The organism is Mesorhizobium sp. M0518, assembly GCF_040321125.1.
In the GTDB taxonomy this organism is placed as follows: domain Bacteria; phylum Pseudomonadota; class Alphaproteobacteria; order Rhizobiales; family Rhizobiaceae; genus Mesorhizobium.
The window spans coordinates 280,334-304,653 of the sequence record NZ_JAMYQY010000006.1 but is presented as its reverse complement, the minus strand read 5'-3'; the positions used below and the strand labels follow the sequence as shown (position 1 = coordinate 304,653).

General features: G+C 63.3%; 18 protein-coding genes. 5 read left to right on the top strand and 13 right to left on the bottom strand.

Going from position 1 to position 24,320, the window contains the following annotated elements:
* Positions 1-3 precede the first annotated feature (3 nt).
* The 3 genes from NKI66_RS11710 to NKI66_RS11700 form a co-directional block, all read right to left on the bottom strand.
* Positions 4-2,415, bottom strand: coding sequence for a circularly permuted type 2 ATP-grasp protein (locus NKI66_RS11710; protein WP_352736226.1), 2,412 nt, complete (start codon positions 2,413-2,415; stop codon positions 4-6).
* Between the two features lie 6 nt (positions 2,416-2,421).
* Positions 2,422-5,781 carry a transglutaminase family protein gene (locus NKI66_RS11705; protein WP_352613209.1) on the bottom strand — a complete coding sequence of 1,120 codons (3,360 nt, stop codon included), beginning with the start codon at positions 5,779-5,781 and terminating at the stop codon, positions 2,422-2,424.
* A 111-nt stretch (positions 5,782-5,892) separates the two neighbouring features.
* Positions 5,893-7,089 (bottom strand): acyl-CoA dehydrogenase, encoded by a 1,197-nt coding sequence (locus tag NKI66_RS11700; protein ID WP_023809977.1) that lies wholly within the window; start codon positions 7,087-7,089, stop codon positions 5,893-5,895.
* Positions 7,090-7,226: 137 nt separating this feature from the next.
* Between NKI66_RS11700 and NKI66_RS11695 the strand changes: the two genes are divergently transcribed.
* A complete protein-coding gene (locus tag NKI66_RS11695; protein WP_352751670.1) occupies positions 7,227-8,138 on the top strand; it encodes a LysR family transcriptional regulator in 912 nt (303 codons plus the stop codon).
* Here NKI66_RS11695 and NKI66_RS11690 read toward each other — a convergent pair whose 3' ends face one another.
* The 8 genes from NKI66_RS11690 to NKI66_RS11655 form a co-directional block, all read right to left on the bottom strand.
* A complete protein-coding gene (locus NKI66_RS11690) occupies positions 8,139-10,463 on the bottom strand; it encodes a Tex family protein (protein WP_352751668.1) in 2,325 nt (774 codons plus the stop codon). It lies immediately after the preceding gene.
* 129 nt (positions 10,464-10,592) lie between these two features.
* On the bottom strand, positions 10,593-11,774 hold the full coding sequence (locus NKI66_RS11685) for a serine hydrolase domain-containing protein (RefSeq protein WP_128304934.1): 1,182 nt from the start codon (positions 11,772-11,774) through the stop codon (positions 10,593-10,595).
* A 36-nt stretch (positions 11,775-11,810) separates the two neighbouring features.
* Positions 11,811-13,007 carry a serine hydrolase domain-containing protein gene (locus NKI66_RS11680; RefSeq protein ID WP_128304933.1) on the bottom strand — a complete coding sequence of 399 codons (1,197 nt, stop codon included), beginning with the start codon at positions 13,005-13,007 and terminating at the stop codon, positions 11,811-11,813.
* Between the two features lie 68 nt (positions 13,008-13,075).
* Positions 13,076-14,110: an ABC transporter substrate-binding protein gene (locus tag NKI66_RS11675; RefSeq protein WP_352751666.1), complete on the bottom strand. Its 1,035-nt coding sequence runs from the start codon at positions 14,108-14,110 to the stop codon at positions 13,076-13,078.
* A 23-nt stretch (positions 14,111-14,133) separates the two neighbouring features.
* A complete protein-coding gene (locus NKI66_RS11670) occupies positions 14,134-14,934 on the bottom strand; it encodes an ABC transporter permease (RefSeq protein WP_023809983.1) in 801 nt (266 codons plus the stop codon).
* Entirely contained in the window at positions 14,927-15,847 is a 921-nt protein-coding gene (locus NKI66_RS11665; protein ID WP_352441910.1) for an ABC transporter permease, read from the bottom strand. The genes NKI66_RS11670 and NKI66_RS11665 overlap by 8 nt, the downstream gene beginning before the upstream one ends.
* Before the next feature lie 2 nt (positions 15,848-15,849).
* The gene (locus tag NKI66_RS11660; RefSeq protein WP_352441909.1) at positions 15,850-16,944 is read right to left on the bottom strand and encodes an ABC transporter ATP-binding protein; all 1,095 of its coding nucleotides are present in this window, start codon (positions 16,942-16,944) and stop codon (positions 15,850-15,852) included.
* 141 nt (positions 16,945-17,085) lie between these two features.
* A complete protein-coding gene (locus NKI66_RS11655) occupies positions 17,086-18,765 on the bottom strand; it encodes an amidohydrolase (protein ID WP_352677092.1) in 1,680 nt (559 codons plus the stop codon).
* 156 nt (positions 18,766-18,921) lie between these two features.
* On the opposite strand from NKI66_RS11655, the gene NKI66_RS11650 reads away from it, so the two are divergent.
* From NKI66_RS11650 to NKI66_RS11635, 4 genes are all read left to right on the top strand, one after another.
* Positions 18,922-19,683: a TetR/AcrR family transcriptional regulator gene (locus tag NKI66_RS11650; protein WP_352677091.1), complete on the top strand. Its 762-nt coding sequence runs from the start codon at positions 18,922-18,924 to the stop codon at positions 19,681-19,683.
* Positions 19,684-19,709: 26 nt separating this feature from the next.
* Complete coding sequence (locus NKI66_RS11645) at positions 19,710-20,741, top strand: histone deacetylase family protein (RefSeq protein ID WP_352751664.1); 1,032 nt, start codon at positions 19,710-19,712, stop codon at positions 20,739-20,741.
* A gap of 549 nt (positions 20,742-21,290) precedes the next feature.
* On the top strand, positions 21,291-22,001 hold the full coding sequence (locus tag NKI66_RS11640) for a helix-turn-helix transcriptional regulator (protein ID WP_128304928.1): 711 nt from the start codon (positions 21,291-21,293) through the stop codon (positions 21,999-22,001).
* Positions 21,998-22,768 carry a response regulator transcription factor gene (locus NKI66_RS11635; protein WP_023809990.1) on the top strand — a complete coding sequence of 257 codons (771 nt, stop codon included), beginning with the start codon at positions 21,998-22,000 and terminating at the stop codon, positions 22,766-22,768. Before NKI66_RS11640 ends, NKI66_RS11635 begins: the two co-directional genes overlap by 4 nt.
* Positions 22,769-22,803: 35 nt before the next feature.
* Here the strand turns inward: NKI66_RS11635 and NKI66_RS11630 are convergent, their stop codons facing one another.
* Positions 22,804-23,241 carry a BspJ family T4SS effector nucleomodulin gene (locus tag NKI66_RS11630; RefSeq protein ID WP_023809991.1) on the bottom strand — a complete coding sequence of 146 codons (438 nt, stop codon included), beginning with the start codon at positions 23,239-23,241 and terminating at the stop codon, positions 22,804-22,806.
* Positions 23,238-24,320 (bottom strand): flagellar biosynthesis protein FlhB, encoded by a 1,083-nt coding sequence (gene flhB, locus NKI66_RS11625; protein ID WP_023809992.1) that lies wholly within the window; start codon positions 24,318-24,320, stop codon positions 23,238-23,240. The genes NKI66_RS11630 and flhB overlap by 4 nt, the downstream gene beginning before the upstream one ends.

The window sequence follows — 24,320 nt, the reverse complement described above, 5'->3', positions numbered from 1 at the left end:
GCTTTATCCGAAATAGGCTTTGGCGAGGCTGTTGTAGAGGCCGCCGATTTCATAGGCGAGGTCGTCCAGCGCCTTTGCGGTCATGTCCGAAGGCTCCTTGATGGCGATCTGGGTGTTGAGCTGCAGGATTTCCTTCGCCGCCGGCGACATTTGCCCCTCCCCGCCGAGCGACGGCAACAGGCCGATTTCGGCCTTCAGCCTTTCAAGTTGGAACAGGATGGAGCGCGGGTTAAGCGGATCGAGCGCCAGCAGGTCGATCACCGTGCGCCGACCGGCCTGCACCGGATATTGGCGGCGATGGGTCATCACGCTGTCGCCGATTTCCAGCATCATGTCGAGCGCGCCGTCCGGCGCCTTGGCGCTGGTCAGCCGCGACAGCGTGCGGGAGATCTGGATACCGCGCTCCAGCCGGCGGCCAATCTCGAGGAAGCGCCAACCGGCGAAGCGGTACATGTTCTCGTGCAGCAGGCCGGAAAAGCCGGCGAGCTTACGCAGGATGACTGTCATCGCCCGGGTCGCGTCGTCGCCGGGCGCGACCGTCGTTGCGAACTGATGGATGGTTTTCGACAGGTCCTTCAGCGCCAGCCAGCCATCGGGCGAGAAGCGGTCGCGGATCTGCCCGGCACTGTAGACCGCGCTATCCAGCGTGCCGATCAGCCCTGACGGGATCGCTGTCTCCACATCGATGCCGAAAGGTTCGAGATAATCCCTGATGTCGGCGAGCAGCGGCATATCCGGGTCGGAGGTTTCGGCCAGCCGCACATGGTAGGCGCGCAGGATGCGCACCGTGTCTTCCGAGCGCTCGATATAGCGGCCGAGCCAGGTCAGGTTCTCCGCCGCGCGACTGGGCAGGCTGCCGGGCCTGGTGCGGCTGAAACTGTCGCCTTCTTGCGGCAGCAGCGTCTCGCGCTCCACCGGTTTGTCGCTGACAACCCAGACATCCGCCGCCTGGCCGCCACGCTGCATGGCGATCGCCGTCGGGTCGAGCGACAGGCCGATACGGGCAAAACCGCCCGGCATCACCGTCCAGCCCTCCGGCGTTCGCGCCAGGTAGACGCGCAGGCTCGCTGGCCGCGGCTCCAGCCAGCCGCCGACATAGACGGGCGTCGTCGAAAGCGTCACCGCTTCCTGGCCGACGAAATCGCCGCCATCACGTTCAATGCGCGCCACCAGTTCCGCCCGCTCCCCGGCCGACAGAGCCGAGCCTAGCTTCGTTGAATCGTCGTCCTCGAAGGCAAGCCTCGTCGACAGCGCCGGCCCGATCACCATGCGATCGATATTGGCCAGCACATGCGCGCGCTCGGTAGCTTGCCCGCACCACCATGTCGCGACACTTGGCAGCAGCAATTCCTCGCCACGCAAGGCCCGTGAAATCTTGGGCAGGAAGGCAAGCAGCGCGCGCGTCTCCATCAGGCCGGAGCCCAGCGCATTGACGGTAGCAACCGCGCCCTGGCGGATCGCCTCGACCAGGCCCGGCGTTCCGATCTGCGAATCCGGGCGCAGTTCGAGCGGGTCGGCGAAAGCGGCGTCGAGCCGCCGCCACAACACGCTGATCGGCATCAGGCCGGAAACCGTGCGCACCATCAGCCGGCTGCCGGAGACGGTCAAATCCTCGCCTTCGAGCAGCATGATGCCGAGGTAGCGGGCGATGTAGGCGTGTTCGTAATAGGTTTCGTTGAGCGGCCCCGGCGTCAGGATGGCGACGCGGCCGTCGGTCTCCTTGGCCATGCCGATCAACGCATCGCGAAAACGGCGGAAAAAGCCGGCAAGGCGGTGCACATGCATCTCGCCATAGATGTCGGACAGCGCGCGTGTGGTGGCGACGCGGTTTTCCAGTGCGAAACCGGCGCCGGACGGCGCCTGCGTGCGATCGCCCAGCACCCACCACTGGCCGTCAGGTCCACGGCCGAGCTCGAAGGCGCAGAAATGCAGGAAGTGGCCGCCGGCCGGCCTGGTGCCGACGACAGGCCGCAAATATTCGGGGCTGGCGGCGATCAATCCCGCCGGCAGGATACCTTTCTCGACCAGCCGGTTCGGCCCGTAGATATCGGCGATGGTTTCCTCGAACAGTTCGGCGCGCTGCACGAGGCCGGCGCTGATCGCCGCCCACTCGCTCTCCTCGATGAGAACCGGGACATGCGCCAGCGGCCATTCGCGCTCATTGGCACCGGCCTTGTCATAGACGCGGTAATAAACGCCGGCATCGCGCAGATACTGGTCGGCGCGGGCAAAGCGCTGGCCGAGCTTTTCAGCGCCAAGTTCCTCGAGCGCCTCGACAAAATGCTTCCAGGCCGGGCGAGGATTGCCTGACGCATCGACCATCTCGTCGACGACGCCGTCGATCGGCTGGTAGTGCTCCAGCAGGCTGTGGGTCCGCGGCTTGCCGTGTCCTCTCTTGTGATTCCCCTTTGCCATCGCTGATCAGAGTCTTGCCGGCCGCCGAAGGTCAAGGGTCATCGGGAAATCTTCCGCCGGTTGTTCTTCACGGATCACATAGGCGGATGGCGTATGGCCGCGCGGTTCGAAGCGGGCGAGCCGCCGAGCTTCCGCCTCGTTGCCATTGACCGGAAAGGTGTCGTAATTGCGCCCGCCGGGATGGGCGACATGGTAGACGCAGCCGCCGACCGCACGCCCCGACCAGCGGTCATAGATGTCGAAGACCAGTGGCGTGTTGACCGGCAGCGCCGGATGCAGGCCCGATGCCGGCTGCCAGGCCTTGAAGCGGACACCCGCCACCGCCACTTCGCGATTATCAGTGACCTTCATCGGCACGATGCGGCCGTTGCAGACGACTGCGTGGCGCTCCGGGTTCAGCCCTTCGGTCTTGACCTGCAGCCGTTCGACCGAGGAATCGACGAAGCGCACGGTGCCGCCGATCGCGCCTTGCTCGCCCATCACATGCCACGGCTCCAGCGCCTGGCGCAGCTCCAGCTTGATGCCGGCATGCTGAACCTCGCCGCAGAACGGGAAGCGGAATTCGAGCTGGGCGTCGAACCATTCGGGCCTGAATTCGAAGCCGTTGAGCTTGAGGTCGTCGAGCACGTCGAGGAAATCGGCCCAGACATGATGCGGCAGCATGAAGCGGTCATGCAGCGATGTGCCCCAGCGCACGAAACGGCCGTCGAGCGGGCTTTTCCACGCGCGGGCAATGATCGCCCTGACAAGCAGTTGCTGCGCGAGGCTCATGCGTGCATTGGGCGGCATCTCGAAGCCGCGGAATTCGACCAGCCCCAGCCGACCGGTCGGTCCGTCCGGCGAAAACAGCTTGTCGATGCAGATTTCCGAACGATGCGTATTGCCGGTGACGTCGGTCAACAAATTGCGGAACAGCCGGTCGACCAGCCATGGCAAGGGTGCGTTGCCCTGGTCCGGATGCGGCACCTGCGCCATCGCGATCTCAAGCTCGTAGAGCGAGTCGTGACGGGCTTCGTCGAAGCGTGGCGCCTGGCTGGTCGGCCCGATGAACAGGCCGGAGAACAGATAGGACAGCGACGGATGGCGCTGCCATTGCAGCACCAGGCTCTTCAACAGGTCCGGCCTTCGCAGGAACGGGCTGTCATTGGGTGTCGCACCGCCGACCACGACATGGTTGCCGCCGCCGGTGCCGGTGTGGCGCCCATCGATCATGAACTTGTCGGCGCCAAGCCGTGTCTGCCGCGCTTCCTCATAGATCGCCGTCGTCGTCGCCACGCAATCCTGCCAGTTGGAAGCAGGATGGATGTTGACCTCGATGACGCCGGGATCAGGCGCAACGCGGATGACGTTGAGGCGCGGATCGTGAGGCGGGCCGTAGCCCTCGATATGCACGGGAAGGCCGATCGCCTTTGCCGCGTTCTCGGCCGCCGCGACCAGTTCGAGATAGTCTTCCAGCGCCTCGACAGGCGGCATGAACACGCACAGCCGCCCGTCGCGCGGTTCGACCGAAAGCGCGGTGCGCACAGCGCCGCCAATCTCGGTGATCTCCTGCTCGACCCGCTCCTGCTGGCCGGTCGCAGCGGTGAACGATGCCGCCTGCTGGCGGCGCGCCATCTCGTCGGCGCCTTCGAGTTCGGCTGGAGCCGGTCCGGCCAGTATGGCTTCACGCGCGGGCAGCGGGCCGCGCGGCAGTGACGGATCGACCGGCACGATATAGGGGAATTGCTCGGGCGGCACATAGGGCAACGTGCCGAGCGGCAGCCGGTAGCCGACCGGTGAATCGCCTGGCACCAGGAACAGCCGGCCGCGCCGCGTCTTCCATTTTTCCGAGCGCCAGCGCGGATCCGATGCCTGGCTGTTCCAGCGCTGGACGGGCAGCACATAGCCGGACGGTTTGGTCAGCCCGCGTTCGAACACTTTCGCCATGCGGCTGCGTTCTTCCGGATCCTCCAGCCTGGAGTTGGACGGATCGACATTGTCGGGCAGCTTGCCTTCCTTGAGCAGCCATTCGGCCGGATCCTCATAGGCTTCGCTGACCATGGCCTTGTCGATGCCGAGTTCGCCGGCAATCGCGGTGAGCAGGCTTTCGGCCTGCTTCGGGCCGATATCGGCCTCGCTCTTTTCGCGTGCGATCAGCGACGGATCGCTCCACACCGGCTGGCCGTCGGCACGCCAGTAGAGCGAAAAGGTCCAGCGCGGCAGGCTTTCGCCCGGATACCATTTGCCCTGGCCGTAATGGAGAAAGCCGCCGGGCGCGAAGCGCTCGCGCAGTTTACGGATCAGTTCGTCCGCCTTTTCACGCTTGGTGGGACCGACGGCGGCGGTGTTCCACTCGGCCGACTCGAAATCGTCGATCGACACGAAAGTCGGCTCGCCGCCCATCGTCAGCCGCACGTCGCCGGCAGCAAGCGCTGCATCGACCTTGTTGCCCAACGCGTCGAGCGCCTGCCAGCTTTCGTCCGAAAACGGCTTGGTGATGCGCGGATGCTCGGCGATGCGGTCGACCCGCATCTCGAAGCCGAATTCGACATTGGCGAAGCTCGCCATGCCGGAAATCGGGGCCGCGTTGCGGAAATGCGGCGTGGCGGCCAGCGGCACATGGCTTTCGCCGGTGAGCAGGCCCGAGGTCGGATCGAAGCCGATCCAGCCGGCGCCGGGAAGATAGACCTCGCACCACGCATGCAGATCGGTGAAGTCTGTCGCCGTTCCCGGCGGACCGTCCAGCGCCACCAGATCGGGCTTCAACTGGACCAGATAGCCGGAAACGAAGCGTGCCGCGATACCGAGATTGCGTAGGATCTGCACCAGCAGCCAGCTCGAATCCCGGCAAGACCCCTTTTTCGCGGCCAAGGTCTCTTCCGGCGAGAACACCCCGGTTTCCATGCGCACGATATAGGCGATCTCGCGCTGCAGCCGCGCATTGAGGTCGACCAGGAAATTGACGGTGTTGGCTGCGCTGCGATCGATGGTCTTCAGCAGCGCCGACAGCAGCGGTCCCGCCGGTTCCGGGGTGCGATAGATGGCGAGATCGTCGCGGATTTCTTCCGGATACTCGAACGGAAACGCCTCGGCCGACGGCTCGACGAAGAAATCAAACGGGTTGTAGACCGTCATGTCGGCGACGAGGTCGACCTCGATCTTCAACTCCGTCACCGGCTCCGGAAAGACGAAGCGGGCGAGGAAATTGCCGTAAGGATCCTGCTGCAGATTGACGAAATGGTTCGCCGGCTCGACCTTGAGCGAATGACTGAGCACCTTGGTGCGGGAATGCGGCGCCGGCTGCAGCCTGATGATCTGGGGCCCGAGAACCACCGGCCGGTCATATTTGTAATGGGTCAGGTGATAGACGGCTGCCAGAATTGCCATGAAGCCCCGGAATTCAGCGTTTCAACGATTTCGCCGAACCCTGACACATCAGGCCGCCATTCTCCAAGCAGAGATGTTGCGGTGCACCTAATTTAAGCAACGGTTGCCGGCTCAGAAAAACGCCTGTATCCCCGTCTGCGCCCTTCCCAGGATCAGCGCATGCACGTCATGCGTGCCTTCATAGGTGTTGACCGTCTCCAAGTTCTGCGCGTGGCGCATGACGTGGTAGCCGATCTGGATGCCGTTGCCGCCATGCATGTCGCGGGCCTGGCGGGCGATGTCGAGCGCCTTGCCGCAATTGTTGCGCTTGACGATCGAGATCATTTCCGGCGCCATCTTGCCTTCATCCAGCAACCGCCCGACACGCAAGGATGCCTGCAATCCCAGCGCGATCTCGGTCTGCATGTCGGCGAGCTTCTTCTGGTAAAGCTGCGTGCCGGCCAACGGCTTGCCGAACTGCTTGCGGTCGAGACCGTATTGGCGGGCGCGGTGCCAGCAATCCTCGGCGGCGCCCATCGAGCCCCAGGAAATGCCGAAGCGAGCCCGGTTGAGGCATCCGAACGGTCCGCCAAGGCCCTTTGCGTTGGGCAGCAGCGCGTCCTCGCCGACCTCCACGCCTTCCATCACCACTTCGCCGGTGATCGACGCCCGCAGCGACAGCTTGCCGCCGATCTTCGGCGCCGAAAGCCCCTCCATGCCCTTTTCCAGCACGAAGCCACGGATCTCGTCCTTGCCGTTCTCGCCCTTCAGCTTCGCCCAGACGACGAACACGTCGGCGACCGGCGCGTTGGAAATCCACATCTTCGAACCGGACAGCTTGTAGCCGTTGGCTGTCCTCTCGGCGCGTGTCTTCATGCCGCCCGGATCGGAGCCGGCATCCGGCTCGGTCAGGCCGAAACAGCCGATCCACTCGCCGCTGGCAAGCTTGGGCAGGTACTTCTTGCGCTGCTCGTCCGAGCCATAGGCGTAGATCGGATACATCACCAGCGACGACTGCACTGACATCATGGAGCGATAACCCGAGTCAACACGTTCGACTTCCCGCGCGACCAGCCCGTAGGTCACATAGTTCGCGCCAAGCCCGCCGAATTCCTCGGGGATGTTGATGCCGAGCAGGCCGGCCTCGCCCATTTCACGGAAGATCGCGGTGTCGAATGTCTCGTTGAGGTAGGCATCCTCGATTCGCGGCGCCAGTCTGTCGGCGGCGAAGGCGGCCGCACCGTCGCGCACCATGCGCTCGTCTTCCGAAAGCTGGCCCTCGATCAGGAACGGATCTTCCCAGACGAATGCGTTCTTGTCGGCGGCCATCGCGTTTCTCCCAAACAATGCATGTCGCTCAAAATGACGGCATGCATGAAGCAAAATCTTGGCCCGTTCTATCGGCTTGCGCCTCGAAAAAATCAAACGAAATTGATTCACCGATCAATGAGCGTTAGGAATGGATCATGAGTGTCCAGCGCCGCCTTTTGCCCAACATAAGCGCCCTTGCCGCCTTCGAGGCTGTGGCCCGGCTAGGCAGTTTCACCGCTGCCGCCCAGGAGCTCGATCTGACCCAGGGCGCGGTCAGCCGGCAGATCAGGTTGCTGGAAGATCAGTTCGGCCGCCGGCTATTCGAGCGCGACAGCCGCAATGTCAGGCTGTCGACATCGGGCGAAATCTACGCCGAGGCGGTGCGTTCAGCACTTGGCCAGTTGCGTGACGCAGCCCTTGGATTGATGAGCAATCGGCATAGCGGCATCCTGAACCTTGCCATATTGCCGACCTTCGGCACGCGCTGGCTGATGCCGATGATCCCCGATTTCGTCGAAAACAATCCCGATATCACCATCAATTTCGTCACCCGCGTCGGTCGCTTCGACTTCGCCAGGGAGAGGCTGGATGCCGCCATCCACTATGGCCTGCCGGACTGGCCTGAGGCCGACTCCACACTGCTGGTGCGCGAAACGGTGGCGCCGGTGGTATCGCCCGAATTCCTCGCCGGCCGCGCCATCGCCACACCGGCCGATATCGGCCGCCTGCCGCTGCTGCATATGGCGACGCGCCCTGGCGCGTGGACGGAATGGTTCGAGCATCAGGGCCTGAGCGCGCCGACCGGGCCCGGCATGCAGTTCGAGCAGTTCGGCACCGCCGCCCAGGCCAGCATGGCGGGGCTCGGCGTGGCGCTGCTGCCGCTGATCCTCATTGCAGGCGAATTGCAGCGCGGCCAGCTGGTGCCGGCGCCAGGCCAGCCCATGCAAAGCCGCAGCGCCTACTATCTCGTCGTCCCACACGACAAGCGCGGCCATCCGCCAGTCGCCAGTTTTCGCGACTGGCTGCTGGGCCAGGTCGAGAAGGAGCCGGCCGTTCTGGCGTGGTAACTACTTCCGCTTCAGCGCATCCGCCAGCGCAGCGCCGAACGCGCCTTGCTGCGCCGGCCTTTCCGGCTGGCGCTGCGGCGTCGGCGAACGCGGTGCCAGCCTGCCCCCTCCGGTATCGCGCGGCCCACCTTTCGACGCGCCGCCTTCGCCACCATCCTTGCGCATGGATAGCGCGATGCGCTTGCGCTTGATGTCGACATCAACGACGCGCACCTTCACCACATCGCCGGCCTTCACGACCTCGTGCGCGTCCTTGATGAACCGGTCGGCCAGTTGCGAGACATGCACCAGCCCGTCCTGATGGACTCCGATATCGATAAAGGCGCCGAAGGCGGCCACATTGGTGACCGTGCCTTCAAGCAGCATGCCGGGCTTCAGATCCTTGATGTCGTCGATGCCGTCGGCGAAGGTCGCCGTCTTGAAGCCTGGGCGCGGGTCGCGGCCGGGCTTTTCCAGCTCCGCCAGGATGTCGCGCACAGTCGGCAAGCCGAAACGCTCGTCGACGAAGACGCGCGGATCGAGCGCCTTGAGTGCTGCACTGTCGCCCATCAACGACCGCACATCGCGCCCGCAGGCGGCGACGATCTTCTTGGCCACGCCATAGGCCTCCGGATGCACCGACGAGGCATCGAGCGGCTCGCTGCCATTGGCAATGCGCAGGAAGCCGGCGGATTGTTCGAATGCGCGAGGTCCGAGCCGCGGCACCTTGAGCAGGTCTTTGCGGCTGGCGAAGGGGCCGGTCGCATCGCGATGCGCGACGATCGCATCGGCCAGAGACGCGCCGAGACCTGAAACGCGCGCCAGCAGCGGCGCCGAGGCGGTGTTGAGATCGACGCCGACGGCGTTGACCGCGTCTTCCACCACCGCTTCCAGCGAGCGGCCGAGACGGTACTGGTCGACATCATGCTGGTACTGGCCGACGCCGATCGATTTGGGCTCGATCTTGACCAGTTCGGCCAGCGGATCCTGCAGCCGCCGGGCAATCGAGACGGCACCGCGCAACGACACGTCGAGGCCAGGGAATTCCGCCGCCGCCGTCGCCGATGCCGAATAGACCGAGGCGCCGGCCTCGCTGACGATCACCTTCAGCGGCTTCGGACCACCATCCGCCGGCATGTCGGACAGCATCTCGGCGACCAGCTTTTCCGTCTCGCGGCTGCCGGTGCCGTTGCCGATCGAGATCAGCTCGACCTTGTGCAGGCGGATGAGCTTGGCGAGTTCGGCCTGGGTGCCGCGCACATCGTTCCTCGGCGGAAACGGATAGACCGTCGTCGTTGTCAGCACCTTGCCGGTGCCGTCGACCACCGCCACCTTGACACCTGTGCGGATGCCGGGGTCGAGCCCCATCGTCGCGCGCGAGCCGGCGGGCGCCGCCAGCAGCAAATCCTTGAGGTTTCGGGCAAAGACGTGGATCGCTTCCTCTTCTGCCCGCTCGCGCAGGTCGCGCATCAAATCGAGCGTCAGGTGCAGCGACAGTTTTATGCGCCAGGTCCAGCCCGCCACCTCCATCAGCCATCTGTCACCCGGCAAATTGCCGCCTATAGCATAGGCGTTGGCGATCATCCGCTCGACCGGCTTCACCGGCGACGTATCATCGGCATCGACCTCGATGTCGAGCGACAGCACTTCCTCGTTGCGGCCGCGCAGCATCGCCAGCGCGCGATGGCTCGGCACATTTGCCCAGCGCTCGACATGGTCGAAATAATCGGAGAACTTCGCGCCGGCCTCCTGCTTGCCGTCGACCACCCCGGCGCGCATGAAGGCGCGCTCCTTCATGTAGCTGCGCAATTTTCCGACCAGATCGGCATTCTCGGCGAATTGTTCCGACAGGATGTCGCGCGCCCCTTCGAGCGCCGCCTTGGTATCGGCCACCTCTTCGCTGACATAGGCCAGCGCCAGTTCGGCAGGCACCAATGAGCGGTTCGCCAAGATGGCTTCGGCCAGCGGCCCCAGCCCGCGCTCCCTGGCGATCTCGGCCTTGGTCCGGCGCTTGGGCTTGTAGGGCAGGTAGATGTCCTCAAGTTCCGCCTTGGTGCTGGCGGCGACGATCTTGCCTGCAAGCTCCTCGGTCAGCTTGCCCTGTTCGCGGATCGAGCCAAGGATGGTGTCGCGGCGAGCGTCGAGCTCGCGCAGATAGGCAAGCCGTTCGGCAAGGTCACGCAATTGCGTGTCGTCCAGCCCGCCGGTGACTTCCTTGCGGTAGCGCGCCACGAACGGCACTGTCGCGCCCTCGTCCAGCAGCCCGATCGCCGCGGCCGCCTGTTCTGGCCGCGCGTTGATCTCGGCCGCGATGATGGCTGCGATGCGCTTGATGTCGGATGCCATGTCGTTCCTGCTCTCATCGAAAAGAGCGGCGACCATAGGCGCAGACGTCCGGCCCGCCAACCGCCGCGCTTTGATCAGCCCGGCGGGTCCACAGGAAAGCGTGCGCTAATGTGGCGGCTCGGGCCCAGTCTAGACCATGCGGCTCAGCGCCTCGAAGAAGGCGACGATCTCGACATCGAGCGGATCGTCGACCGGCTCCGGCTGCGACGACATCTTGGCGATCACCACTTCGGTCCTGGGATCGACATACAGCCACTGACCATGGATGCCGATGCCACAATAGGCGCCGTTCTCGTGTCCAGTCTGGTACCATTTGTTCCGGTAACGACCTTTGGGAAACAGTGGCAGCATCGCACCGCGCTGCCAGGCGTCCGCACTGCCGCCGGTGCTGGTCGTGTCGCGCACCCACACCTCGGGCACGATGCGGCGGCCATTGGCCACCCCGCCTTGCCGCATCATCTCGCCGACACGCGCCAGGTCGCGCGGCGTCACCGAAATGCCGCCGGCCGTGCGCGCCGTGCCCTCCATGTCGACGCCGATCGAGGCTTCGCTGACAGCGCCGAGCGGCAGCCACAGCTTCTCGCGCATCAGGTCGGCAAAACGCTGGCCCGACGCACGCTCGAGCAGCAGGCCGAGCAGGTCGGAATTCGGCGAGCGGTAGCGGAAGGTCTGGCCATGCGGCTCTGCAAGGCGTTGCAAGGTCAAAATGAATTCGCGCAGGCTCTCCGTGCCGCCGCCCGGATTCCACAGCGTGGCGCGACGATAGCGGGCGAAAGCGCTCTCCGGATCGAGATAGGCCTCCTCGAAATCGAGGCTGACGCTCATGTCGAGCACATGCCGCACGCTCGCATCGCCATAGGCAGAGCCGGCGGCTTCAGGGATGTAGGCCGTCACAGGCGCTTCCGGGTCGAACATCCCCTCGCCTTGCAATATGCCGGCGATGATGGCTGTCACCGACTTGCTGATCGAGAAGATGATGTGGCGGGCGCCGAAATCCATATGCGGGGCGAACCAGTCGCCGACGATCTTGCCGCCTTTCATCACCGTCAGTGCGTCGGTGCTCGAACGTGCGAGAAATTCAGCCACCGTCTCCGGTGTGCCGGCGATCACGACCTTCTCGCCGAGTAGGCCGCCCATATCGCGCACGGGGGTTTCGACAACCCCCGACGTCGCCGCCACGCGGGCGGTCGGCACCAGTTCGCCGAGATTCTGGAACGACCACCGGTTGAACGGGTTCTCGCGCCAGTTGGCGAGCACCACCTGGTTGCGCCGGAAGCCATAGCGGGTCTCGAACACGGTCTTGCCGGTCATGGCGTTTCCTTCCGGGTCGTTTCTTCTTTGTGGGGCTTAGCGAAGTGCCGTGGCGATAGCGTGCACGGCCTTCAGCGTTGCTATGGAATAGGCACCATTGGCGAAATCCGGCCAGGTCGAAAGCTTCACCACGACCATTCCGGTGTTCCAGTTGATATGGATCATCTGACCGAACACGCCGCGGCACATCAGTGCGCGCGAGCGCGGGTCCTCGATCCAGAACTGGTTGCGATAGCTGCCCTCCGGCAGGCTGGGGCTGAAGTCCGGCCCATGCCTGCCGTTGCGCGTCGCCTCGACCCAGCCGGCCGGCACGACGCCGCCACCATTGTCGAGGATCAGCTGGCCGAAGCGGCCATAGTCGCGCAGCGTCGCGTTGAAGCCGCCGTCGGCCACCGCATAGCCGGCGCTGTCGACCGTGAAGCAGGCGCTTTCATCAGCGCCGAGCTTTTGCCAGAGTTCTTCCGAAACCAGCTGCGGAAGCCGTTTGCCCGTCACCCGTTCCATGATGAAGGCAAGCACGTCGGTCTCGATCGAGCGGTATTCGAATTGGGCACCATGCGGCCGGATCGTTTCCTTCAAGCCCAGGATCAGCTCGAACATGTGCGATGGCCAGCGAAAGGCCGGATCGCTGCCCGGCGGCACCGGCTTCCAGCCGGTGGCGACATCGACCTGCCCAATGTCCGAATAGCGGTCGGTGTATTCCTCGGAGAAGCGGACGCCGCTGGTCATGTCCAGCACATGCTGCACACTGGCGCCGGCCCAGCCGGTAACGCCGAGCTCCGGCAGGTAGTCCGTTACCGGTCTGGCCGGATCGATCAGGCCGCGCCCAACCAGTATGCCGAACACCGAACCGGTAAGGGACTTCGCCATCGACTGCGACAGGTGCAGCGTGCGCTCATCCATGCCGTTGAAGTAGCGCTCATAGGCGACCTTGCCGTCCTTGAGCACCAGGAAGCCGTCCGTATAGGTCTCGTCGAGCAGCCCGGCGAGCGTCGTCGGCGCGCCTGTGCTGTCCTCGACCGTCAGCCCGTCGAGATCGGCCTCGGCGCGTTCGAAGCGGTGGCGATGGCCATTGCCGCGCCAGACTTCGGCGGTCGGCAGAATTTCACGGATGTTCTGGAACGCCCAGCGGTTCCACGGCGGCCGGTCCCAGTCGAGCTTCGGCGGTACCATGGCGGGCGGCGAGCCCTGCATGATCGGCGGCCGCGGATCGGAATTGCGATAGGAGTCCATGACGGCCGAGTCCTTTGAACATGAAAACGGACCCGGCGGCGTGTGCCGCCGGGTCCGTCGAACCCAGTTTATTTCTGCAACTCGGTCCAGATCTTGGTGTAAATTTCCTGGGTCTCCGGCGAGCACATCTGCTGCAGCTCGCCGCGTGGCTTGTCCGCGGCCGGAATGATGACTTCGGGCGCGTCCTTCATGTCGGCCGGCATGTACTTGTCCGAGCCGGTGATGGCATTGGCGTAGCGATGGAAGGCCGAGAGACCTGCCGCGTTTTCCGGATCCATGATGAAGTTCTGGAAAAGCTTGGCGTTCTCGACGTTCTTGGCTTCCTTCAGAACGACGACGTTGTCGCTCCACAGGCCGAAGCCTTCTTTCGGATAGTTGTAGTGGATGGCCGGGTTGGCCAGCCGCTGGCGCAGCGCCGAGCCGTTCCAGTCGCTGGTCGCCTTGAAGTCGCCGGCGCCCATCTTCTCGATGGTGTTGTATTCCATCGCGATCCAGTTCGGCTTGGCCGCCACCAGCAGGTCGCGCACCTTCTTCAGCACCGCCTTGTCGTCGGTGCATTGCTGGCCGCCGACATACTTGATCGCGGCGAACATCACATCGCCCATCTCCGGAACGACATTGACCTTCCCCTTGAGCTCGTCAGGCGTGTTGAAGATGATACCCCAGCTATCGGCCGGCCCCTTGTAGGCATCGGTGTTGACGACCACGCCGATCGTGCCCCACGCCCATGGAACACTGTATTTGCGACCCGGATCGAAATCGGGATTGGCCCATTCCGGCGCCACGTTCTTGAAGTTTTCCATCTTGCCAGGATCGGTCTCCTGGATGAGGCCTTCCTTGATCCAGATCGGCACGTAGGTCTGCGACGGCACCGCAATGTCGAAGCCGGTGCCTCCCTGGCGAACCTTGGCCAGCGCGGTGTCGTTGGAATCGTAGTCGGTGATGGTCACTTTGACGTTGTATTTGGCCTCGAACTTCTTGATCACGTCGGGGCTGGTGTAGTTGCCCCAATTGTAGATGTTGAGCACGCCGTCGGCGCGGGCCAGGCCCGTCGAGGCGAGCCACGCCAACCCCATGGCGGTTGCTGTTGTCTTCCAGTTCATGGTTTTAACTCCCATTTTTCGGTTCAGTCTCGTTTCCTGCTGACGAAGAAAAACAACGTGACGATCGCGACCGAAAGCAGCAGGAAGGCGGTCGATATCGCGTTGATCTCGGGTGTGATGCCGCGGCGGATCTGGCCGAGCATGTAGGTGGGCAGCGTGTCCTGGCCGCCTGATTTGACGAACTCGGTGATGACGACGTCGTCGAGCGAGATGACGAAGGCCAGCATCAGCCCGGCCAGGATGCCGGGCCACAGAAGCGGCAGCGTGATGCGCCGGAAAGCCTTCCAGGGCGTCGCGTAGAGGTCGGCTGCGGCACGCTCCAGCGTCAGGTCCATATTCTCAAGCCGCGCCCGGATCGGCAAATAGGCAAAGGGAATGCAGAACGCCGTGTGCGCGGCGACCAGATAGCCGATGCCGGAATAGCCGGTGAAGATCTTGATGCGCGAGAAGAAGATCAGCAGCGCCACGCCGGTGACGATCTCGGGCACCATCAGCGGCTGGTTGATCGCCGCATATTTGAAGGTGAGGCCGGGATAGGGCGCGGTGCGGGTGGTGGCGAGCGCCGCCATGGTGGCAAAGATCGTGGAGAGCACCGCCGCGATGGAGCCAATCTGGAAGGAACGCAGCGTGGCATCGACGACCTGCGTGTTCTGCCATGCCGACTGGAACCATTTCAGCGAAAAGCCGCCCCATTCGGAGGTCGAGCTCGCCGCGTTGAAGGCATAGATGACCAGCACGATGATCGGCAGATACAGCACGATAAAGCAGGTCGCGGCGATCGCGGTGAATCCTGGCTGGTGCTTGATGGAAAAGTTCTTAGCCATGACGTACCCCCGACTTGCCGGCATTGCGCACATAGGCAAGCAGCGCCACCATGACGATGATCATGACGGCGATCGACAGCGCCGAGCCGAGTGGCCAGTTGCGGCCCTGCCCGAACTGCAATTCGATCAGGTTGGACAGCATCATGTTCTTGCCGCCGCCAAGAACGCTCGGTGTCACATAGGCGCCAAGCGCTGGAATGAAGACCAGTATGGAGCCGGCGATGACGCCCGGCTTGACCAGCGGAAAGATGATCCGCCGCAGCACCTGGAAGCGCGACGCGTAAAGGTCGTACCCCGCCTCGACCAACCGGAAATCGAGCTTTTCCATGCTGGCATAGATCGGCAGCACCATCAGTGGCAGGTAGACATAGGCCATGCCGATCAGGATCGCCGTGTCGGTGTAGAGTATCTGGATGGGCGCCGAGATGATGCCGAGCTTGAGCAGGATCGTGTTGACGATGCCTTCGTTGCGGATGATCTGCAGCACCGCGAAGGTGCGGATCAAAAGGTTGGTCCAGAACGGAATGGTAATCAGGAACAGCCAGAGATCGCGGGTCTTTTCGCTGCGCGTCGCCATGAAATAGGCGGTCGGGAAACCAAGCACCAAAGTGGCGATCGTCGTCACCACCGAGAGCTTGATCGAGCGCAGGAAGATGGTGACGTGGGCGGCGGCGATCGAAAGCGTGTCGTCGAAGATATCGCGTTCCAGAAACACCGATGTCCAGGCTTCCGGCGAGAACTGCCACTTCACGTCGCCATAGGAGCCTGGCGTCAGGAACGAGTAGACGAGCACGATCAGCAAGGGGCCGGTCGCGGCGAGGAAAATGACCAGCAGCGCTGGCGCTGACAAAAGCCAGCGGTCACGGACATCGCGCCGCTCCGCTGCCTTGGCGACTTCTTCCGCGGTCGCCATCGTCAGTCCTTCAGGACCTGAGCGGCATCGCTGCCGATGAGGATGCCGACTGCGTCGCCCTTCTCGAAACCGCAGCCCGCGCTGCGCGTGTTCTGCTGGCGTACGGTGAAGAGTTCGCCACTGTCGAGATGAACATGGATGTGGGTGTCGGTGCCGAAATAGACGATGTTTTCGACCGTCCCCGACAGTTCGCCCTTGGCCTTGGTCAGCTTGGCGTGTTCGGGCCGAACCACCACCGTGGCGTTGGATTTGGGCTGGAAACCCTGGGCCACGGTCGCCTCGATGGTCGCACCGGATTTGAGCGTGGCGCGCGCCTTGCCGTTGGCCATCTCGCTGATGGCGGCGGTGAGGAAGTTGGTTTCACCGATGAAGTCGGCGACGAAGCGCTCCGCCGGCTTGTCGTAGATATCCCAGGGCGAACCGACCTGCAGGATCTTGCCCGATGACATCACCGCGATGCGGTCTGACATGGTCAGCGCTTCTTCCTGGTCGTGGGTGACGAAGATGAAGGTGATACCGGTCTCGTGCTGCAGCCGTTTCAACTCGATCTGCATCTCCTTGCGCAGCTTGTAGTCAAGCGCCGACAGCGGCTCATCGAGCAAAAGCACCTTCGGCTGCGGCGCCAAAGCGCGGGCCAAAGCCACGCGCTGCTGCTGGCCGCCGGAGATCTGGCTGGTGCGACGACCAGCGAGTGCCTCCATCTTGACCAGCTTCAGCATCTCGGCGACGCGCGCCTTGATCTCCGCCTTCGGCTTGCCCAGCATTTCCAGGCCAAAGCCGATATTGTCGGCGACCGTCATGTGCGGGAACAGCGCATAGGACTGGAAAACGGTGTTAACCGGCCGCTTGAAGGGCGGCAGCGGCGCGATGTCCTGGCCGTAGAGCAGGATTTCACCGGCGGTTGGAAAGTCGAAGCCGGCGATCAGCCTGAGCAACGTCGTCTTGCCGCAGCCGGATGGCCCCAGCAACGTGAAGAATTCGTTCTCCCGGATAGATACCGAGACCGTGTCGAGGGCAGCTACCTGCCCCTCACCTGATCCGAAAATTTTGCTGACGTTTACTACTTCAATCGCATTCCGATCCGGTTTGTCCGGCACGATTACGCCTCACTGTTGACCCCGCTCTTGCTGGCGGAGCTCTTCCCCTGTTCGATGTGACCACATGGCCGGTGGGTTGGCAAGCCCGGCATTGGGTCACAGTTCAATCAGTCATTGAGGCCTGCAAGCCCCATGCCATAGTCAGGCCTGATAGGTGACCTTGCCGCCGCAAATCGTCGTCACCGGCCGCACCTTGTGCAGGTCGGCCGGGGCGGTGTTCTCGATATCCATCGACAAAACCACCAGATCGGCCATGTAGCCTGATTTCAGCGTGCCCTTGCGGTGCTCGGCGAATTCGGCGTAGGCGCCCTCGATCGTGTAACCGGCGATCGCTTCATGCAGTGAGAAACTCTGGTCCGGGTCGCTTTCTGCCCACGGTTTGCGCAACACTGCCGCCTGAATGCCCAGGATCGGATCGATCGGCGACACCGGCCAATCGGATGCGAAGACGACATGCGCGCCGGCATCCTTCAAGGTCCGCCAGGCATAGCTCAGCGGCCAGCGCGCCGGCCCGATGCGAGACACTGTCGGCTCCAACGGAAAATCCATGGCGCCGGGCGGATGCGGCGGTTGCATGGAGGCAATGACGCCGAGTTCGGCGAAACGCGGCACATCAGCCGTGGTGGTGACCTCGATGTGCTCGACACGGTGACGGCTGTCGCGCTTGCCGTTCGCCTTCTGCGCCGCCTCATAACCGTCGAGCACCGCGCGCACCGCGCCGTCGCCGATCGAGTGCACGGCGATCTGCAACCCGCGTCTGTCGACCGCGACGGCCAGATCGATGAATTGTTGCGGCGTGAACAGCGGCTCGCCAACCCAGTCCGGGCGGTCGGCATAGGGCTCGACCATTACAGCTGTCCAGGAATCGAGAACGCCGTCGTAGAACACCTTGACCATGCCCGACGACAGCCATTCGCTGTTGTAGCGTTCGGCCATATCGGACGCCTTGTCGAGCATGTCGAGCGTCATGAAATTCTTGTAGTGGAACGGGATCTTGACGCGGCAGGGCAAACCTTCCTCGGCGTCGATCTCGGCCAGCAGCTCAAGTTGATAGAGATTGCCGTCCATGTTCTGGATCGAGGTGATGCCGTGGCGGGCGCACCAGGCGAGCCCGCGCCGCATGATGTCGCGGTCGGCGTCCCGCTCGGCCGTCGTCGGCATCGGGTCCGGCTCGCCGCCGGTCGACAGCCCCAGCCGCACCCGGCCTTCGCCGGCAAGGTCGAGCACCGGGCCAAAGGCCTCGCCTTCGCGCAATTCACCCGCGGCCAGTCCGTCGTCGCCCATGACGATCTCATTGCCCGGCCCAAGCGTGCGCCCCTGCAGGACGCCGGCCATTTCCAGCGCCTTGGTGTTGGCCCACATGGTGTGATGGTCAGGCGCGGCCATGCAGAACGGGCGATCGGGCAAAATGGCGTCGAGGTGGTGGCGCGTCACCCGCTCGCTGCCGAGCACGGTGTAGTCGACGCCCTGGCCGACCAGCATCTTGGCGTCGGGCCGGGTCGGCGCATAGTCGCGGATCGCCTTCTGCAGCGCCTCGAAGCCATGAATACCGGTGAGTTGAAGGTGGGCAAGTTCAGCCCCGCCCGAAAACAAATGCATATGGGCTTCGATGAACCCCGGGACCACCGAACCCCCCTTGGCGTCGATCACCTTGGTGGTCGGTCCCTTGAACTCTTCGATGGAGGCGCGGCTGCCGATGGCGATGATGGCGCCGTCCTTGACGGCGACGGCTTCGGCGGCGGGATTGTCGTCGTCCATGGTCCGTACACGACCGTTGATGACGATCAGATCCGCATTGTGACCCGCACCTGTGACAGACATCGCGACTCCGCGCTTTTGACGACTGACTGGGACCGACAACCCCTCATGTCCAACGACCTGCCACTCCACCGGAGCGGCGCCATGGGACGAAAAAGAATGCCAGCGCGCTGTCTTGGAAATTCCCCTTGTCATCCCAAGAGGCAGCGTGGATAAAGAATGCGACTGATTATTCGCGTTTGTCAACATACCGAATCTGGAATGTATTGTGGACAGCAAGCTCCCACCATGTTGAGACCAGGCGGGGAACGAGGACATCGGACGGTGAAGCGCAGTCTCGACCGCAAAACCAGGATAGCGCTCGAACCGCGCAAACAGCCGCGGCAACAACGCTCCAGCAAGGTAGTCGACCGGATTCTCGACGCAGCGCTGGTCTTGACGCGCGAGCAAGGAACCAAGACGCCGACGACGCTCGCCATTGCGCAGCGCGCAGGCTTGTCGGTTGGTTCGATCTACCAATACTTTCCCAACAAGGAAGCCATTCTTCTGGACCTCGCCCGGCGCTGGCTGTCATCCTTTCCCGAGGTGATCGCCAAGCGTATCAAGGTCGCCCCGCCCACCAACCGTGAAGAGTTTCGGCGCGAAGTGCGCAGGCTCTTCACCGACACGTCCAGGCTCTACCTGGAAAACGCCAGCCTGATGCCGGTGATCGAGGCCATTTCAGGCAACGCCGACCTCAGGCCGATCCAGAACGAATATGACGACCAGATCATCGCCCTCTACGCCGCATGGCTGCAGCATGTGAACCCGGCACTTGAAGACAAGATCGCCAGCCGGCTCGGTGTGCTGATGATGGAGGTCGGACACGTTTGCCGGCTTGTGGGGCTGAAAAAGGATCGCAGGACGTTCGACCTCATCGAGGACGATGTGGAAACCATGTGGCTCGCTCTGGTGAGCCCTTATCTCAATCTTGAATCTTGACTGATTTCACACTTCGAGAGGAATTTATGAAGACTGTTTTCTCCCCCCTGCACGCCGGCCATGCCGGCCAAATGGAACTGGTCACATCGGCCATCGTGCCGGGCTTCGAAAAGCCATCGAGGGCCGAATTCATCAAGGCACGGGTCGAAAGCGAGAAACTGGGTCCCATCATCGCGCCGCACGAACATGACCTCGCCGCCGCCAAGCGCATCCACAAATCAGACTATATCGACTTTCTCCCGACGGTCTGGCCGCAATGGCTGGAAGCAGGCCTCACGGGCACGGCGATGCCCTTCACCTGGCCGACGCGCGGCCTGCGCGGCGACGTGCCGCCAAAGCGCGTCGACGCGCTGCTGGGCTATTATTCCTTCGATGCCGGCGCCACCTTCGTCGAAGGTACCTGGGCGGCGATCAAGTCTTCCTACGATGTGGCGCTGTCCGCCGCCGGCCTGGTCAAAGGCGGCGAGGCTTCCGCCTTCGCGCTCTGCCGTCCGCCCGGCCACCATGCCGGGGCCGGCTTCATGGGCGGCTATTGCTACATCAACAACGCCGCCGTCGCCGCGCAATGGTTCCGCGACCAGGGCGCCAAACGCATCTCGATCCTCGATGTCGATTATCACCACGGCAACGGCACGCAGGAGATCTTCTACGACCGTGCCGACGTCCAGGTGCTCAATCTGCATGGCGATCCGATGGTCGAGTACCCGTTCTTCCTCGGCCATGCCGACGAACGCGGAGAAGGCGAAGGCGAAGGCTTCAACATCAACTATCCAATGCCCTTCGGCACCGACTGGGATGCATGGAACGCCTCGCTCGAGGATGCCTGCGCCAGGCTCACCGCTTATGCACCGGATGTCGTCATCGTCTCTCTGGGTGTCGATACGTTCGAGAAGGACCCGATCAGCCAATTCAAGCTGAAGACATCGGATTATCCCAAGATCGGCCGCCGCATCGCCAGGCTCGGCCTGCCGACGCTGTTCGTCATGGAAGGCGGCTATGCCGTCGAGGAGATCGGCATCAACGCGGTCGGCGTGCTGACCGGGTTCGAGGATCGGTAAATGCCTATCGTCCAGGAGCATCTAGCGATTTTGGGACAACGACAGGCATAAGCAAAGGACCACCGGGACCGGGCGGCAACATCGCCCGGCTCCCACTATCGGGCCAAGGCACCAGCCTTCGGCACAGCAACCGGCGCGCCCGTCTGTCAATGCTCCCGAGCCCGGCGAAATCGACCTGCCGCCGAGATGGCCGGCGAAGATTTTCGCGTCCCGGTCTTCTGTCCGAGGCGCGAAAACCGAGCTCTGAGTCGCACCTGAGTCCACCGGATTCGATTTTGTCAAATCGCGTTTGATGTCAGATTCAACTGCGGGTAGATTAGACCCGAATCAGCCGGTCCTTGGGGGGCGCGGCGACCACCCAAAGTCTCTTGTTCCGGAGCTTTTCCGGCACCAGACGCGGACGGCTTCGCGTTCCCTGAATGGATTCGGATCTGGTTGGTGCAGCCCTGCGCCACGCGTGTGTCTTCGTCAAAGTAATGCGTATTCGGGTTCGGCGGCTGGCTTCCAGCATCCGGACAGCAGAAACGATTCCGGCCAAAAGCAACAAGAATGAGCAGTCCCGCCGCACTTCTTCAATCCGACACATTGGGCTCGCGCCTGACGTCGCGCGGCGATCTCACCAGTTTTTTCATGCAACTGACCGCCGAGATCGGCGCCGACAGCTACATGTTGGTCGCCATCGTCCACGACCAGGACCGCAACGATGCGCGCATCGTCTCCTCCAACTGGATTTTCGATGCCATCGAGCTGATCGGCAAGCGGCTGATCGCCGGGCTCGCGCAAGGCGCGCTCACCGTCGCGCCAGGTATCCGTCCACAGCCGCTGGTGGCATCCCGGGCACCAGAAACAGACGGATTGATCACCGGCGAGGAAGCCCGCCTTCTCGACGTGCTCGGCCATGCCGAAATCTATTCGCTGCGCCTCAATGTCGGTCGCCAGCGCCTGTTCGCCCTGTTCTCTGCGGCGACCGCCGGCAGCATCGACCAGCCGGCGCTGATGCGGGCGCAGCTGAAATGCTGCTACGCGCTCTCGCACATCCCGCAACTGATTGCCGCTGCCGCCATGCAGGATCCGTTGTCGGATCGCGAGCGCGAATGCCTGTTCTGGGTTTCCGAAGGCAAGACCACCGACGAGGTCGCCGTCATCCTTGGCGTCTCCTCCAACACCGTCAACAGCTACATCACCCACGCCATCCAGAAATTCGCGGCCAGCAACCGCGCGATGGCCATCGCCACGGCGATCAGGAGCGGCATCATTTGAAACACGCCGATATCAAGGAAACGGCCGAAGCCCTTTTCAACGAGCAGCGCAACCCGTTCGGAGCCTTCACCCTTGGCTCCGAAACCCATCACGCGGTCACCATTCCCGATGCCGTGCGCCGCTGCCGCTGGATCGCCGTTGACATGAATGCCTCGGCTTTCGGCCTCTTCTTCGTAAGCCCCTCGCCCGAGCGGGCGCGGCTAGTCCCATGCTTTGATTCCGACTATCCCGGCATTGCCGTGGCGACCAAGTTCATCTCAGGCGCCAACGGCGAGGAGATCGTGCGCCACACCCGCATCTCGACCGAACCGCGCTGGTGGACGGATGACGGCGTCCCTGCCATGGCGGAGCTGTTTGGCGATCTCGCCTGGACCGAGCAGATGGCGGCGCTGGTGCCCGGAACCAGCGGCATCGCTTTTCCTGTTCACGCCGACCGCGGCCAATGCGGTCTTGTCGTGTTCCTGGGCTCGGAGATGACCTTGCAGCAGGATGCGCTCTACGAAATACACGCCCGCTGCTTTTCGCTGTTCGCCGCCGTCGCCCGCATCCGTCCGGGCGATACCGGCCGCATGCGCGCAATCTCCAAGCGCGAACTCGAATGCCTGAAGCTGACCGCCAACGGCAACACCAGCGAAGAGATCGCGCGGCTCCTGAAGCTATCGGTGCACACCGCCAACCAGTATCTGACCCAATCGACCCAGAAGCTCAACGCCGTCAATCGCAACCAGGCCGTTGCCAAGGCGCTGCGGCTGGGCTTGATCGAATAGGGGAATTCGACAGCGCTTCGAAAGGCGACCGACGGTCAGCGATAGGCGAGCGGCTCGACCTTGCGGATACGCGCCTCTTCGATCACCGCCTCGAGCAGCGCCGTATTGTGCTCCGGGTCTTCGCCCGGCTTCTCGAACGACACGTAGTTGACCGCCACCGATGCGCCGAGCTCGCTCAGCGTCAGCTGGAAATAGACGGTGACGCCGGGCGGCCTCAGTTCCAGATCGAGCACGATGCGCGGGCTGCCGCTCCAGTCGACATGCGCCTCGCCGCCATGGCCGAGCCGCAGAGTGCCCGGCATGAAGAACAACTCGACCGCTGAATCGACGAGGTCCGACAGGCACGCGAAATGCTCCAGCCGGATAAAGGCGATGTAGTCGGCGACATCGATCAGCCTGAGTTCCCCCACCACCTGCTCGATGGCGCTGGCGACGATGATCTCGCGGGATTTTGCGTGCGGTTGCCGGTTCATGAAATCTGTCTGCGCTCAGCCTTTTTCGAGTAGACGATCCGCACCAGTTCGGCGACGGCCTGGTAGAATTGTGATGGGATTACACTATCGACCGAAACTTGCTTGTACATGGAGCGGGCGAGCGCCACGTCCTCGAAGACCGGGATGTTGTGTTCCCGCGCGATCTCTCGGATTTTCAGCGCCACCAGATCCTGGCCCTTGGCCAGCACCATGGGTGCCGAGTCCTCGTCGCGCACATATTTCAGCGCGATCGAGAAGTGCGTTGGGTTGGCGATGATCAGCGTCGCGCGCGGCACCGCCGTCATCATCCGCTTGCGCGCCCGGTCGCGCGCCAGCGAGCGCAGCCGCGACTTGACGATCGGGTCGCCCTCGGACTGTTTGAACTCGTCCTTGACCTCCTGCTTGCTCATGCGCAGATCCTGCTTCCAGTGGAAGCGCGACCAGACGATGTCGATTGCCGCGATCAGCCCCATGACGAAGACGATCGCCACCAGGATGTCGACGGCGATGCCGCGGATGACGAGACCGAAGGCGACCGGATTGGTGATCATCCCGGCGAGCAGCTTTCGGTGGTCTTCCGACAGCGTGAAGCTCAGCACGACGATGGCAAACCCGACCTTGCCGAGTGACTTCAGGAACTCGACCCAACCCTGGATTCCGAACAGCCTGTTCCACCCCTTGGCGATCGAAATGCGCGAGAGTTGCGGCCGGACCCGCTCGCCTACGAATTGCGGCATGTTCTGGAACACCGAGGCGCCGACGCCGGCGACGGTCAGCAGCACCATCAGGCTCAGGACGGCGCGGCCAACCTCGAGGAGGACGATTTTGTAGAGCGCGATGACGTCGGTCTCCGTGTCCATCGGCCAGGCTTCCGGCTTCTCCAGGAACATCGACAGGAACATGCCGAGATCAATGATCGCATCCTTGGCGTAGAAGACGGTGAACACCAGTATGGCAACGAACGAGGCAAAGAGCGCTGTCTCCCGCGAATGGGGCAGTTTGCCCTGTTCGACGGTGTCGCGGATCTTCTTTTCCGTCGCCTCTTCGGTTTTCGAATCCTTGTCGACCGCGTCAGCCAT

What these genes read in the sequence shown, in the direction of transcription:
- NKI66_RS11710 (WP_352736226.1), bottom strand. Translation starts at nt 2,415, where the DNA reads ATGGCAAAGGGGAATCACAAGAGAGGACACGGCAAGCCGCGGACCCAC.
- NKI66_RS11705 (WP_352613209.1), bottom strand. Translation starts at nt 5,781, where the DNA reads ATGGCAATTCTGGCAGCCGTCTATCACCTGACCCATTACAAATATGAC.
- NKI66_RS11700 (WP_023809977.1), bottom strand. Translation starts at nt 7,089, where the DNA reads ATGGCCGCCGACAAGAACGCATTCGTCTGGGAAGATCCGTTCCTGATC.
- NKI66_RS11695 (WP_352751670.1), top strand. Translation starts at nt 7,227, where the DNA reads ATGAGTGTCCAGCGCCGCCTTTTGCCCAACATAAGCGCCCTTGCCGCC.
- NKI66_RS11690 (WP_352751668.1), bottom strand. Translation starts at nt 10,463, where the DNA reads ATGGCATCCGACATCAAGCGCATCGCAGCCATCATCGCGGCCGAGATC.
- NKI66_RS11685 (WP_128304934.1), bottom strand. Translation starts at nt 11,774, where the DNA reads ATGACCGGCAAGACCGTGTTCGAGACCCGCTATGGCTTCCGGCGCAAC.
- NKI66_RS11680 (WP_128304933.1), bottom strand. Translation starts at nt 13,007, where the DNA reads ATGGACTCCTATCGCAATTCCGATCCGCGGCCGCCGATCATGCAGGGC.
- NKI66_RS11675 (WP_352751666.1), bottom strand. Translation starts at nt 14,110, where the DNA reads ATGAACTGGAAGACAACAGCAACCGCCATGGGGTTGGCGTGGCTCGCC.
- NKI66_RS11670 (WP_023809983.1), bottom strand. Translation starts at nt 14,934, where the DNA reads ATGGCTAAGAACTTTTCCATCAAGCACCAGCCAGGATTCACCGCGATC.
- NKI66_RS11665 (WP_352441910.1), bottom strand. Translation starts at nt 15,847, where the DNA reads ATGGCGACCGCGGAAGAAGTCGCCAAGGCAGCGGAGCGGCGCGATGTC.
- NKI66_RS11655 (WP_352677092.1), bottom strand. Translation starts at nt 18,765, where the DNA reads ATGTCTGTCACAGGTGCGGGTCACAATGCGGATCTGATCGTCATCAAC.
- NKI66_RS11650 (WP_352677091.1), top strand. Translation starts at nt 18,922, where the DNA reads ATGCGACTGATTATTCGCGTTTGTCAACATACCGAATCTGGAATGTAT.
- NKI66_RS11645 (WP_352751664.1), top strand. Translation starts at nt 19,710, where the DNA reads ATGAAGACTGTTTTCTCCCCCCTGCACGCCGGCCATGCCGGCCAAATG.
- NKI66_RS11640 (WP_128304928.1), top strand. Translation starts at nt 21,291, where the DNA reads ATGAGCAGTCCCGCCGCACTTCTTCAATCCGACACATTGGGCTCGCGC.
- NKI66_RS11630 (WP_023809991.1), bottom strand. Translation starts at nt 23,241, where the DNA reads ATGAACCGGCAACCGCACGCAAAATCCCGCGAGATCATCGTCGCCAGC.
- flhB (WP_023809992.1), bottom strand. Translation starts at nt 24,320, where the DNA reads ATGGCTGACGCGGTCGACAAGGATTCGAAAACCGAAGAGGCGACGGAA.